Source organism: Micromonospora sp. NPDC003944 (assembly GCF_053605225.1).
In genome coordinates this window covers 43,815-56,595 of sequence record NZ_JBSGIV010000028.1, presented here as the reverse complement: position 1 = coordinate 56,595, position 12,781 = coordinate 43,815, and the positions used below count along the sequence as shown (strand labels likewise).

The 12,781-nt window shown below is 72.6% G+C and carries 11 protein-coding genes; 5 read left to right on the top strand and 6 right to left on the bottom strand.

Translation table 11 applies throughout. The annotated features are described in order from the left end of the window. Together ACWER9_RS16155 and pgsA are read right to left on the bottom strand one after the other, a co-directional pair. Complete coding sequence (locus ACWER9_RS16155) at nucleotides 1-933, bottom strand: phosphatidylinositol mannoside acyltransferase (RefSeq protein ID WP_452302565.1); 933 nt, start codon at nucleotides 931-933, stop codon at nucleotides 1-3. Nucleotides 934-967: 34 nt separating this feature from the next. Further along, complete coding sequence (gene pgsA, locus ACWER9_RS16150; protein WP_396716937.1) at nucleotides 968-1,597, bottom strand: phosphatidylinositol phosphate synthase; 630 nt, start codon at nucleotides 1,595-1,597, stop codon at nucleotides 968-970. Between the two features lie 249 nt (nucleotides 1,598-1,846). On the opposite strand from pgsA, the gene ACWER9_RS16145 reads away from it, so the two are divergent. Continuing rightward, nucleotides 1,847-4,003, top strand: coding sequence for an elongation factor G-like protein EF-G2 (locus ACWER9_RS16145; RefSeq protein WP_452302564.1), 2,157 nt, complete (start codon nucleotides 1,847-1,849; stop codon nucleotides 4,001-4,003). Between the two features lie 398 nt (nucleotides 4,004-4,401). Here the strand turns inward: ACWER9_RS16145 and ACWER9_RS16140 are convergent, their stop codons facing one another. From ACWER9_RS16140 to ACWER9_RS16130, 3 genes are all read right to left on the bottom strand, one after another. Next, complete coding sequence (locus tag ACWER9_RS16140) at nucleotides 4,402-5,460, bottom strand: aldo/keto reductase (protein ID WP_452302563.1); 1,059 nt, start codon at nucleotides 5,458-5,460, stop codon at nucleotides 4,402-4,404. Between the two features lie 74 nt (nucleotides 5,461-5,534). Further along, a complete protein-coding gene (locus ACWER9_RS16135; protein ID WP_452302562.1) occupies nucleotides 5,535-5,717 on the bottom strand; it encodes a hypothetical protein in 183 nt (60 codons plus the stop codon). A 34-nt stretch (nucleotides 5,718-5,751) separates the two neighbouring features. After that, nucleotides 5,752-6,264, bottom strand: a complete 513-nt coding sequence (locus tag ACWER9_RS16130; RefSeq protein ID WP_452302593.1) for an HIT family protein — start codon at nucleotides 6,262-6,264, stop codon at nucleotides 5,752-5,754. Nucleotides 6,265-6,441: 177 nt separating this feature from the next. Between ACWER9_RS16130 and ACWER9_RS16125 the strand changes: the two genes are divergently transcribed. Beyond that, a complete protein-coding gene (locus ACWER9_RS16125; protein WP_452302561.1) occupies nucleotides 6,442-7,170 on the top strand; it encodes a D-Ala-D-Ala carboxypeptidase family metallohydrolase in 729 nt (242 codons plus the stop codon). A gap of 209 nt (nucleotides 7,171-7,379) precedes the next feature. On the opposite strand, the gene thrS is transcribed toward ACWER9_RS16125, so the two are convergent. Further along, nucleotides 7,380-9,389, bottom strand: coding sequence for a threonine--tRNA ligase (gene thrS / locus ACWER9_RS16120; protein WP_452302560.1), 2,010 nt, complete (start codon nucleotides 9,387-9,389; stop codon nucleotides 7,380-7,382). 189 nt (nucleotides 9,390-9,578) lie between these two features. On the opposite strand from thrS, the gene ACWER9_RS16115 reads away from it, so the two are divergent. The 3 genes from ACWER9_RS16115 (at nucleotide 9,579) to ACWER9_RS16105 (ending at nucleotide 12,780) form a co-directional block, all read left to right on the top strand. Continuing rightward, nucleotides 9,579-10,454: a DUF1775 domain-containing protein gene (locus ACWER9_RS16115; RefSeq protein WP_452302559.1), complete on the top strand. Its 876-nt coding sequence runs from the start codon at nucleotides 9,579-9,581 to the stop codon at nucleotides 10,452-10,454. Nucleotides 10,455-10,657: 203 nt separating this feature from the next. After that, nucleotides 10,658-11,347, top strand: coding sequence for a response regulator transcription factor (locus ACWER9_RS16110; RefSeq protein WP_452302558.1), 690 nt, complete (start codon nucleotides 10,658-10,660; stop codon nucleotides 11,345-11,347). A 29-nt stretch (nucleotides 11,348-11,376) separates the two neighbouring features. Then, entirely contained in the window at nucleotides 11,377-12,780 is a 1,404-nt protein-coding gene (locus ACWER9_RS16105; RefSeq protein ID WP_452302557.1) for a HAMP domain-containing sensor histidine kinase, read from the top strand. The last annotated feature ends 1 nt before the right edge of the window (nucleotide 12,781 follow it).

Below are 12,781 nucleotides of genomic sequence, written 5' to 3'. Positions count from 1 at the left end.
TCAGGCCTGGCCGGAGGTCGACGAGGGCAGCGCCGCGCCCTCCCCCGACCTCGCCTGGTCCAGCCACATCCGCTGCAACATGTGCCAGTCTTCCGGATGCCGGGCGATACCCGCCGCCAGACGGTCGGCGATCAGCTGGGTCAGCGACCGGACCCGCTGGTCCAGCGGCCCCACCTCGGGCCCCGGCACCGGCAACGGACCGGCGAGCGACGCGCAGGCGGCGTCCGGTTCGTACCACATCGAGGCCACGTAGAGCGGCGCACCCGTGTGCAGCGCGAGCAGTGCCGGCCCGGCGGGCATCCGGGTCTTCCCACCGAAGAAGTCCACCTCCACCCCCCGGGCGGAGAGGTCACGGTCGGCAAGCAACGGCACCACCGCACCGGCGCGTACGCGATCGAGCAGCACGTCGAACGCCGGACGCGGGCCCCCGTGGGTCGGCAGGATCTCCATCCCGAGGACCTCTCGGAACGCCAGGAAACGCTTGTACACACCCTCCGGCTTGAGCCGCTCCATCACCGTGGTGATCGGCCAGCCGGTGGCCGCCACCCAGGCGCCGGCGGCGTCCCAGTTGCCGGCGTGCGGCAGCGCCACCACCGCGCCCCGGCCGGCGGCCACATCGGCGGCGAGCAGGTCCGCGCCCTCCAGCCGGAAGGTGGAAAGGATCTGCGACCGACTCAGACCGGGCAGCCGGAACGCCTCCATCCAGTACCGGGCGTACGAGCGCAACCCGCGCTTGACGAGGTCGTCCAGCTCGGCGTCGGGCAGCTCCGGGCCGACCACCCGGCGCAGGTTCGCGCGCAGTCGGGCCGTACCCCCGCCGCCGCGTCGGTGGGCGCGGTCCGCGCCCGCCCGGAACGCCGCCGCCACCAGCGGCCGGGGTAGCGCGCGGACCACCCGCCACCCGGCGACGTAGCCCAGCTCGGTGAGGTTCACGCGACTCCGCCGGCGGTCGTCCGACGACCGGCACTCACGCCTGGCCGTCCGGCTGGAGCTGCTGGGCCTGGCGGTAGACGTGCGTCATCCGCTGCCCCACCGTGAAGATCGAGACGGCGGCGAGCAGCCAGAGCGCGATCTCCAGCGCCGGGTCCACACCGACGCCGGTGAGGATGCCGCCGACCCCGACGATCAGCAACCGCTCGGTGCGTTCGGCGATGCCCACGTTGCAGGTCATGCCGAGCCCCTCGGCGCGGGCCTTCACGTAGGAGACCAGGCTGCCGGCGGCCAGGCAGACCAACGCGGCGGCCACCCCGGAGTGGTCGCCCTGCGTGGCAAGCCAGTACGCCACGGCGCCGAAGACGGCGCTGTCGGCGACCCGGTCCATGCTTGAGTCGAGGAACGCGCCGAACCTGGTCGAGCCGCCGCTCATCCGGGCCATCGTCCCGTCGAGCAGGTCGGTGAGCGCGAACAGGGTGACGATCAACGCGCCCGCGACCAGATGGCCGCGAGCACCGAAGCCGAGCGCACCGACGAGCACACCAACGGTGCCCGCGACGGTGACGGCATTGGGGGTGACGCCCGCGCGCAGCAGGGCACGGGCAATCGGCTCGACGACGCGGGTCATCCCCGCGCGGGCCGACACTTGGAAGATCTTCGCCATGGCGGTCCCCACGATAACGGTCCGCCCAGCTCCGGCGATACGGACCGTCCCGCCGACCCGCCCGGGGGAGGCTTGTGCCTACCCGGCAACGGGTGTGAGATCGAGCCGGGAGGTGAGCCAGCTCACCCGTCCGCCCGTCCCGTTCCCGCTGTGCGACAGACCACCGGAGGATATCGCCGCGCACTCGCCCCGGGCCGCTTCCCGTCGCGCGGCGGTCGCCACCACCACCGGCTGAGGGAGGTGCGCCCCATGGCGCAGAAGAGTCACGACAAGGGTTCCACCGGCGGCGCGCCGGTGGTGACCGAGCCCGAGCGGGTCCGCAACGTGGTGCTCGTCGGGCACTCCGGGGCGGGCAAGACCACCCTGGTCGAGGCCCTGCTCGCGGCCACCGGCACGATCGGCCGCGCCGGCACCGTGGTCGACGGCACCACCGTCGGCGACCACGACCCCGCAGCCGTACGCCAGCAGCGCTCGGTCAGCCTGTCCTGCGCGCCGCTGCTGCACAACGGCATCAAGGTCAACCTGCTGGACACCCCCGGGTACGCCGACTTCGTCGGCGAGCTGCGCGCCGGGCTGCGGGCCGCCGACGCCGCCCTCTTCGTGGTCTCCGCGGCCGGCGGCATGGACGCGGCCACCGTCGCGCTCTGGGAGGAGTGCGCCGCCGTCGACATGCCCCGCGCGGTCGCGGTGGCCCGACTGGACCAGCCCCGCGCCGACGTCGACGAGACGGTGGCGCTCTGCCAACGCCTCTTCGGCGACAACGTGATGCCGCTCTACCTGCCGATGCTCGGCGACGACGGGGTGTCCACCGAGGGTCTGCTCGGTCTGATCACCCGTCGGGTGTTCGACTACAGCGCCGGGCTCCCCGCCGACGTCCGCGCCCCGGACCCGGAGCACCAGCGGGCCATCGACGAGTCCCGTGACGAGCTGATCGAGGGGATCATCGCCGAGAGCGAGGACGAGACCCTCATGGACCGCTACCTCGACGGCGAGGAGATCAGCGACGAGGTGCTCATCGACGACCTGGAGAAGGCCGTCGCCCGGGGCCACTTCTACCCGGTGGTGCCGGTCTGCGCCCAGACCGGCGTCGGGCTGGACGTGCTGCTGGAGGTGCTGACCGCCGCGTTCCCGTCGCCGCTGGAGCACGAGCTGCCGGCGGTGACCGGCGTGGACGGCTCGCCCCGTCCACCGTTGAGCTGCGACCCGACCGGGCCGCTCGTCGCCGAGGTCGTCAAGACCACCGTCGACCGCCACGTCGGTCGGGTCTCGCTGGTCCGGGTCTTCTCCGGCACGCTGCGCCCCGACCAGACCGTGCACGTCTCCGGGCACGGCCTGGCCGAACGCGGGCACCCCGACCACGACGCCGACGAGCGGGTCGGGCACATCTACACCCCGCTCGGCGCCACCCTGCGGGAGGTGTCGCTCTGTGTGGCCGGCGACCTCTGCGCGATCACCAAGTCGGGCAGCGCCGAGACCGGCGACACCATCTCGAGCCGGGACGACCCACTGCTGATCGCCCCCTGGGAGATGCCCGAGCCGCTGCTGCCGGTGGCGATCGTGGCCCGGAGCCGCGCCGACGAGGACGCCCTGGCCCGCAACCTCGCCCGGCTGGTCGCGGGCGACCCCACGCTGCGGCTGGAGCGCAACCCGGAGACCCACCAGTTGGTGCTCTGGTGCATGGGCGAGGCACACGCCGACGTGGTGCTCGACCGACTGCGCGCCGGAGGCGTCGAGCTGGACACCGAACCGGTCAAGGTGTCGCTACGCGAGACGCTCACCGTCCCCGCGAAGGGCCACGGCCGCCACGTCAAGCAGTCCGGCGGCCACGGCCAGTACGCCGTCTGCGACATCGAGGTCGAGCCGCTGCCCCGTGGCAGTGGCTTCGAGTTCGTCGACCGGGTGGTCGGCGGTGCGGTCCCGCACACCTACATCCCGTCCGTGGAGAAGGGCGTCCGCGCCCAACTCGAGCGCGGACTGGTCGCCGGCCACCCCGTGGTGGACCTGCGGGTGACCCTGGTCGACGGCAAGGCGCACAGCGTCGACTCCTCCGACGCGGCCTTCCAGACCGCCGGCGCGCTGGCACTGCGGGACGCCGCCGAGCGCGGCCAGCCAGCCCTCCTGGAGCCCATCGACGAGGTCACCATCCGAGTACCGGACGGCTCGGTGGGCACCGTGATGGGCGACCTGTCCGGCCGACGCGGCCGGGTGCTCGGCACCGAACCCGACCCGGACACCGAGGGCCGCACCCTCGTCCGCGCGGAAGTGCCAGCCACCGAACTTCTTCGGTACGCCGTCGAGCTGCGCTCCATGACGGCCGGCACCGGTACCTTCCGCCGCCACTTCGTCCGCCACGACCCCATGCCCACCCACCTGGCCGACCAGACCCGCAAAGAACAAAACCCCTAACCCACCCCGCCCCTGTCCCTGTCCCTGTCCCTGTCCCCGGCCCTGTTCCTGTCCCCGGCCCCGGCCCGGCCCGGCCCCGCCCCGCCCCGCCCCGCCCCGCCCCGCCCCGCCCCGCCCCGCCCCGCCCCGGCGATCTTGCACTTTCGGTCGACGATATGTCGCTATCACGGCTTAAGTCCCCGCAGAAAGTGCAAGATCGGCGAGAGGTCGGCACGTCCCGGGGTCGATCATGGGGTTGTGGTGGGGGAAAGGTTGGTTCTTGCCCTATTTGTGAGGCACCACAACTCCTTGATCGGCACGGGTGGGCGCGGCGCGGCGCGGGCACGGCGCGGCGCGGGCGCGGCGCGGGGCACGGCGCGGGGCACGGCGCGGGGCGGGGCTGGGGGTTTGTGGATCTGTTAGGGGTGGACTGTGGGGTGGGTTGGGCGGGGCCAGTGGGGGCGGTCGGCGTCACGGAGGGCGGCGGTGCGGACGGCGGCGAGCTGACGTTCCACCTCGACGAACTGGTCCGCCGGCAGTGGGCCCCGGTGCAGCGCTGCGGCGTTCTCCTCGACCTGGGCGACCGTACGGCAGCCCGGGATCGGGATGGTGCGACCGCTGCGCGCCCAGATCCAACCCAACGCGCCCTGGGCGAGGGTGCGCCCGTCGGCGGTGAGGGCGGCACGGACCGCACCGACCCGGCGCAGCCACTCCGGTGCCGGACGGCCACCCCGGAACCACTCCAGCCAGCCCGGAGCCAGCCCCCGTACGTCGTCGCGGGGCAGTGTCGACCCGGCCGAGTACTTGCCGGTGAGCAGCCCCATCCCGAGTGGGCTCCGGTTCACGCTGGCCAGGTCGTACTTGTCGCAGACGGCGAGCAGCTCGGGGGTGTCGCGCAGCACCGACAGGGTGTGTTGCACGGCGGTGGCCCCGGCGGCGGCGTTCCCGAACGCGGCGGCCCGGTCGGGGCGGTCGGTGCTCCACCCGTACGCGCGGAACAGCCCCTCGGCCACCAGGTCCTCGCAGGCACCGATCAGCGCCTGGGCCCTCGGCACCGGCAGGTCGGCCAGGTGCAGCTGGTAGAGGTCGATCCGGTCGGTGCCCAGCCGGCGCAGCGAGGCGATCACTGCGGTACGCAGGTAACCGGGCGACGCGTCCTCGCCGGTCGCCTGGCGGGTGGACTCGTCGAAGGTGTACCCCCACTTGGTGGCGATCACGGCGTCGTCGCGGCGACCGGCGAGCGCGCGACCGAGCACCCGCTCGCTGTGCCCCGCCCCGTACGTGTCGGCGGTGTCGAAGAGGGTGATGCCCACCTCGAGCGCCCGGCGTACCGCCCGCACCGACTCGTCGTCGTCGACCGCGCCCCAGCCCAGCGGCTGGGTGCCCTCAGACCAGGGCCCGCCGATCGCCCAGCACCCCATGCCGAGGGCGCTGACCTCGATGCCGCTGCGCCCCAAGGGCCGTGTCGTGACTGCCATCGGCCGATCGTGCCACCTCGGCAGGCCGGGGCGTAGCAGATCCGCAGGGCGGACGCGCGGGTGCGCGGGGCCGGTCACGGCGCGGCATGATCGGCGCCACGCGACGGCTCGGGGTGGACATCGGCGGAGTGGTCATCGAGCCGGCCGACGACGACGCGGACACGTCGTTCTTCGGCGCGCACTACCTGCGTACGCCTGTCGTCGCCGGGGCCTTCGACGCGCTCGCGGCGATCAGCCCGTCGTTCGACGAGGTGCACCTGGTGTCCACGTGCGGGAGCAGGCTCGGCGGCGTCAGGACGGCCAGGCGCGGGCGAGCAGGTCGCGGGTGTCGTGCAGCAACTGCGGCAGCACCTTGGTCCGGCCGATCACCGGCATGAAGTTCGCGTCGCCGCCCCACCGGGGCACCACGTGCTGGTGCAGGTGCGCGGCGATGCCGGCGCCGGCCACCCCACCCTGGTTCATGCCCAGGTTGAAGCCGTGGGCGTTGCTCACCTTACGGATCACCCGCATGGCGGTCTGGGTGTACGACGCCAGCTCGATGGTCTCCGGCACGTCCAGGTCGGTGTAGTCCGCGACGTGCCGGTAGGGGCAGACCAGCAGGTGGCCCGGGTTGTACGGGTAGAGGTTGAGCACCACGAACACGTGCTCGCCACGGGCGACCACCAGGCTCTCCTCCGGGGGCAGCTTGGGCCCCTGGCAGAAGGGGCAGCCGGTGGGCTTCTCGTAGCCCTCGGCCGGGCGGTCCTCGCCGGAGATGTAGGTCATCCGGTGCGGCGTCCAGAGCCGCTCCAGGCCGTCCGCCATGCCGTCGATGTCCGTGTGCCGTTCCGCCCCTGTCACGAGCCGATCCTACGGAGCCGCGCGGGCGCGCCGCGACACCCGCCGTCCGGAAAACCAACCCTGCAAGTTCTTGACGAATCAAAGCCAAGGCTTGAAACTTCCATGCATCCACGCACTTCCATGCATTGATGGAGGGTTTCCATGTTCCGACGGCTCGGCAGGTTCCTCGCGGCACTTGCGCTGACCGCCGCCACCACAGTGGCCGGCGTCACCCTCACCGCCGGCGCGGCCCAGGCGGACGGCTGCTACACCTGGGGACGCACCCTGGCCCAGGGTGCGTCCGGCGAGGACGTCCGGCAACTCCAGATCCGGGTCGCCGGCTACCCCGGCTACGGCGCGGTGCTCGGCCTCGACGGCGCGTTCGGCCCGGCCACCCGGTCGGCGGTGATCCGCTTCCAGCAGGCGTACGGGCTGCCGGCGGACGGGATCGCCGGCCCGCAGACGTTCAACCGGCTGTACGCCCTCCAGGACGACGACTGCACCCCGGCCAACTTCAGCTACGCCGAGCTGAACAAGTGCAACAGCGACTGGTCCGGCGGTGCCGTCTCGGCGAGCACCGCCCGGTTCAACGCGCTCGTCTCGATGTGGAAACTCCAGGCCATGCGGCACGCCCTCGGAGACGTGGCCATCGCGATCAGCAGCAGCTTCCGCAGCTACGCCTGCAACAGCGCGGTCGGCGGAGCGTCGAACAGCCGCCACCTGTACGGCGACGGGGTGGACCTGGTCGGCTCCCCGTCGTTCTGCCGGCTGGCCCAGCAGGCCCGCAACCACGGCTTCGGGCAGATCCTCGGCCCCGGCTACCCGGACCACAACGACCACACCCACGTCGCGGCGGTCGGGGGCTGGTCAGCGCCGAACTGCGGCATCTGACCCCCCGGCGCCACCCCGATCGGCGCCACCCCCACCAGTGCTGGCCGCCGGCCGCCGGCTCAGACCGCGGCGAAGATCGCGCTCGAACATGGAAGTAGTGGCCTCCCCGGTGCTGGAGGCCACTACTTCCTGGATCGAGCACGATCATGCGGCAGGCAGGCAGACCGGCGCAGGCAGATCCGCGCAGGCAGGCCCGCAGGGCGGTTGCGCTACTCGGCGGCGGCGGAGGGGCCGATGTTGGTACGGGAGCTGACCACGTCGAGCACGTGGGTCACCGCCTCGGCGACCGGCACACCGTTGCGCTGCGAACCGTCGCGGTAGCGGAAGGAGACCGTGCCGGCGGCCACGTCGTCGTCACCGGCGATCACCATGAACGGGATCTTCTGCTGCTGGGCCGTCCGGATCTTCTTCTGCATCCGGTCGTCACCGGCGTCCACCTGGGCGCGGATGCCCTCGGCGCGCAGCGCCGCCACGAAGCCGTGCAGGTAGTCGGTGTGGTCCTCACGGATCGGGATGCCCACCACCTGCACCGGGGCCAGCCAGGCCGGGAACGCGCCGGCGTAGTGCTCGGTGAGCACCCCGAAGAACCGCTCGATCGACCCGAACAGCGCACGGTGGATCATGACGGGTCGCTGGCGGCTGCCGTCGGCGGCCTGGTACTCCAGCGCGAACCGCTCGGGCTGGTTGAAGTCGACCTGGATGGTGGACATCTGCCAGGTCCGGCCGATGGCGTCGCGGGCCTGCACGGAGATCTTCGGCCCGTAGAACGCCGCGCCGCCCGGGTCGGGCACCAGCTCCAGGCCGGAGGTCGCGGCGGCGGTGCGCAGCGCCTCGGTGGCCTCCTCCCAGTCCTCGTCCGCGCCGATGAACTTGGGCGAGTCGTCCCGGGTCGACAGCTCCAGGTAGAAGTCGTCGAGGCCGTAGTCGCGCAGCAGGTCGAGCACGAAGCTGAGCAGCGTGGACAGCTCGCCGGCCATCTGCTCGCGGGTGCAGTAGATGTGCGAGTCGTCCTGGGTCAGGCCCCGGACCCGGGTCAGGCCGTGCACCACGCCGGACTTCTCGTACCGGTAGACGGTGCCGAACTCGAACATCCGCAGCGGCAGCTCCCGGTACGACCGCCCGCGCGACCTGAAGATCAGGTTGTGCATCGGGCAGTTCATCGCCTTGAGGTAGTAGTCCGCGCCCTCCAGCTGCATGGGCGGGAACATGGTGTCCGCGTAGTACGGCAGGTGACCGGAGGTCTGGAAAAGCTGCGCCTTGGAGATGTGCGGGCTGTTGACGAACTCGTACCCCGCCTCCTCGTGCCGCTGGCGGGAGTAGTTCTCCATCTCGCGGCGGATGATGCCGCCCTTGGGGTGGAAGACCGCCAGGCCGGAGCCGATCTCGTCGGGGAAGCTGAACAGGTCGAGGTCCGCGCCGAGCTTGCGGTGGTCGCGCCGGGCGGCCTCCTCCAACAACTTGAGGTACGCCTTGAGCTCGTCGCGGGTCGGCCACGCGGTGCCGTACACCCGCTGTAGTTGGGGGTTCTTCTCCGACCCCCGCCAGTATGCGGCGGCGGAGCGCATCAGCTTGAACGCGCCGATCAGTCGGGTGGTCGGCAGGTGCGGGCCCCGGCACAGGTCCGACCAGCAGACCTTGTCCTCCTTGGCGTCGAGGTTGTCGTAGATGGTCAGCTCGCCGCCGCCGACCTCCATCACCTCGTCGGTGTCCAGGCCCTCGCCCTTGACCTCGATCAACTCCAGCTTGAACGGCTCGTCGGCCAGCTCGGAGCGGGCCTCGTCCAGGCTGCCGAAGCGGCGGCGACGGAACCGCTGCCCGGACTTGATGATCTCCTGCATGCGCTTCTCGAGCTTGCTGAGGTCATCGGGCTGGAACGGCTTGTCGACGTCGAAGTCGTAGTAGAAGCCGTTCTCGATGGGCGGGCCGATGCCCAGCTTCGCCTCGGGGAAGACGTCCTGCACGGCCTGGGCGAGGACGTGCGCGGTGGAGTGGCGCAGCACGTTGAGCCCGTCGGGCGAGTCCAGGCTGACCGGCTCGACGACGGTCTCCTCGGTCGGAGCCCAGTCCAGGTCACGCAGCTGACCCTGCGGGTCGCGGACCACGACGATCGCCTTGGGGCCGTTCGCGGGCAGTCCGGCCGCGGCCACCGCGTCGGCCGCCGTCGTCCCGGCGGCGACGACGACGGGGTCGGCCACGGCGGGGGTACGGGGTGCGGACACGGTGACTCCTCCACGTGGTACGAAACGGTGCCGATCCTCGGCTCCTGCCGATGCTATCGGTCGCCCCGCCCGCGACCGGGAAGGGCACCTTCCTTACCGCCGACGTTGAACCTTTCGCGCCCCGCAGCCGAACTAGAGGGTGTGGCCGGAAACCGGTGCCGGCCGCGTCGACACGGATGGGGGCACGAGATGGCGAGCACGTACGGCGGTGGCCGTCGGCGGCGGATCGTGGCGGCGACCGCGGTGACCGCCGCTGGGCTGCTGCTCTGGCCGGGTGCGGCGTACGCGGCGGACCTGACGACCACCCCGACCGAGGCACGACAGGGCGAGGCGGTACGGCTGGAGTTCAGCGTCCCGGAGGAGCGGGCCGGCACGACGACCAAGCAGATCGAGGTCCGGCTGCCGACCGACGCGCCGATCGCCGAGGTCTACCCGATGTCGGTGGACGGCTGGGCGCCCCGGCTCAGCTCCCGCACCCTGGACAAGCCGCTGCCCGGCATCCACTCCTCCGGGGTGAGCACGGTGACCACGGCGGTGACCTGGGTCCGGGTCGGTGCGAGCGCGCCGGGGCCGGCCCGGTTGGCGCTCTCCATGGGGCCGATGCCGCAGACCGAGCGGCTCACCTTCGAGGTCGTCCAGACGTACGCCGACGGCACGGTGGTCACCTGGGCGGACGCCGCCGGCCCACACCGGGCTCCGGCGCTCACCCTGCTGCCGGCGGCGCCCGGCGCGGCCGGTCCGGCCGCCCACCACGGCGGCCCGGCGGCCGGCGCACCCGCCGCTGGGGACAGCGGTGCAGACGCGGCACCGCCGGCCCGGGCGGGCGGCACCGACGAGGGCAGTGCCGACGGGATGCTGGCCGCCGGCCTGCTGGCCGGGCTGGGCGGCGGCGCGGCGATCGGCTGGCTGGTCAGCCGGTGGCGTCGACGCGACCCGGGCGAGGCCACCGCGCTCGCCGAGGTGACCGGCGACCCGGACGAGACCGCGACGCCGGACGCGAGGCGTGTCGAGGCGGCGACCCTTGCCGAGATAACCGGCCGCGCTGTCTCTCCAGCATCGCGTTGATCCACTCGGGTTTCCAGAAACCGCGGCATCCCCGTCGGCCGGACAGCCCGACCTTCACGAACCCGAGTCGATCACCTCCAGGCCACCCGGCCAGCACAGTCGCGGCAGCCAGGTAGGTAGCGGCTCCGGGCGGCAAGCCAGCCTGCCCGGTCGCCAGGCACGTCGCAACGCGATCAACTTGCCAGGCCAAGTACGGTCTTGTCGTGGCCTCCGTGCTCCTGGTCGAAGACGATCACGTCGTACGCGGCGCGATGCTGCGGTCCCTCACCGACCGGGGGCATGCCGTGCACGCCGTGGGGACGGCGTTGGACGCGCTGCGTCGGGTGGCCGCGGAGACACCCGACCTGGTGGTGCTCGACCTCGGCCTGCCCGACCTGGACGGCTCGGACGCGCTGCGGATGCTGCGCGGCATCACCGACGTCCCGATCATCATCGCCACCGCCCGTGACGACGAGCAGTCGGTCGTGAAGCTGCTGCGCGCCGGCGCCGACGACTACATGGTCAAGCCGTTCACCGGGGCGCACCTCGATGCGCGGATCACCACCGTGCTGCGCCGGGCCGGCCGGGCCAGTCGGTCCGTGCAGCCCGCGGTGCACAGCGTCGGCGGGCTGCGGGTGGACGTGGGCGAACGCAGCGCCCACCTCGACGGGGAGCCGCTGGCGCTGACCCGCAAGGAATTCGACCTGTTGGCGTATCTCGCCGCACGACCTGGGCGGGTAGTGTCCCGCCGGGAACTCTTGGAGGAGGTATGGCGGCAGCCATCGGTCGGCGAGGACCAGACCATCGACGTTCACCTGTACTGGCTCCGCCGAAAGATGGGCGAGTCCGCGGCGAAGCCGCGCTACCTGCGCACCGTGCGGGGGGTGGGATTCCGGCTGGTAGCACCGGACTGAGGACGGCGCTGGCCCTGCTCACGGCCGGCATGTGCAGTCTCGTGGCGCTCGCGTTCCTGATCCCGCTCGGGCTCAGCCTGCGCGAGCAGAGCCGCAACGAGGCGATCGCCGACGCGGCCCGGCGCAGCGCGCTGGTGACCGGCGCGCTGGCGGTGAGCACCGATCCGGCGGTCGTCGAGCGCGCCGTGGTGGCAAGTGCCGAGGGTGCCCCCACCCGCCCCGTGGTGCACGGGTTGGGGCTGGACGAGTCGGCCGGTCGGGCCAGCGGCAGCGACCTGGACCGGGCCCGCGCCGAGCGCCAGTCGTTGCTCGTCGACGTCGACGGGGGTGTCGCCCGGCTCGATCCGGTCGTCCTCGGTGACCGGACCGCGGTGGTCGAGGTGTTCCTTCCGGAGTCCACGCTTGGCGAGGGCGCCGGCGGCACCTGGCTGCTGCTGTTCGCGGTCGGTGCGGCGATGGCCGGCGCGGCGGTGTTGGTGGTCGACCGGGTCGCCGCCCGCGCGGTGGACGCGACCCGGGGTCTGGTCAAGGCCGCGCTCTCCGTGGGCGACGGCGACCTCGGCGTGCGCGTCGAGCCGACAGGTCCCCGCGAGGTGGCCGAGGCCGGGTACGCCTTCAACCGGATGGCCGACCGGCTGGACGCCGCCCGCACCGACGAGCGGGAGTTGGTGGCCGACCTGTCGCACCGGCTGCGTACCCCGTTGACGGTGCTGCGGTTGGACGCCGAGGCGTTGGAGTCCGACGACACGAGCGTGGGTTCGTTCAGCCCGGCGGAGTTGGACCGGCTGCGCGGGATCCGGCGGATCCGGCAGGCGATCGTCACCCTGGAGGGTGAGATCGACGTACTGATCAAGACCACCCGTAAGGCGGTCGCGCACGAGGCCGGGCCGGCGATGTGCGACGTCAGCGAGGTGGTCCGGGACCGGATGGTGTTCTGGGCGGCGTTGGCCGGCGACCAGAATCGGCCACACCGGGTCAACGGGGCGCAGCTGCGCATCCCGGCGCCGGTGCCGCGGGCCGAGCTGGCCGCCGCACTGGACGCGGTGATCGGCAACGTCTTCCGCTACACCCCGCAGGGCACCGCGTTCGAGGTGGCCGTGTCCCGGCGCGACGGTTATGTCGCGATCCGGATCGACGACGCCGGCCCGGGCATCGCCAACCCGGACCGGGCACTGCGCCGGGGCGCCAGTGACCAGGGCTCGACCGGGCTCGGTCTGGACATCGCCAAGCGGGTCGCGTTGCAGGCCAACGGTTCGGTGAGCATCGACCGCGCCCGACTGGGCGGAGCCAGCGTGGTGATGCTGCTCGCCGACCCGGAGGCGACGCCCCGGCAGGTCAGCCGCTTCGGTCTGGTCGGTCGGATGGCCCGCGACGCCCGGGACACGAAGGCCAGTGGCCGCCGCTGGCCCCGCCAACGCCCCACCGACGACTGAC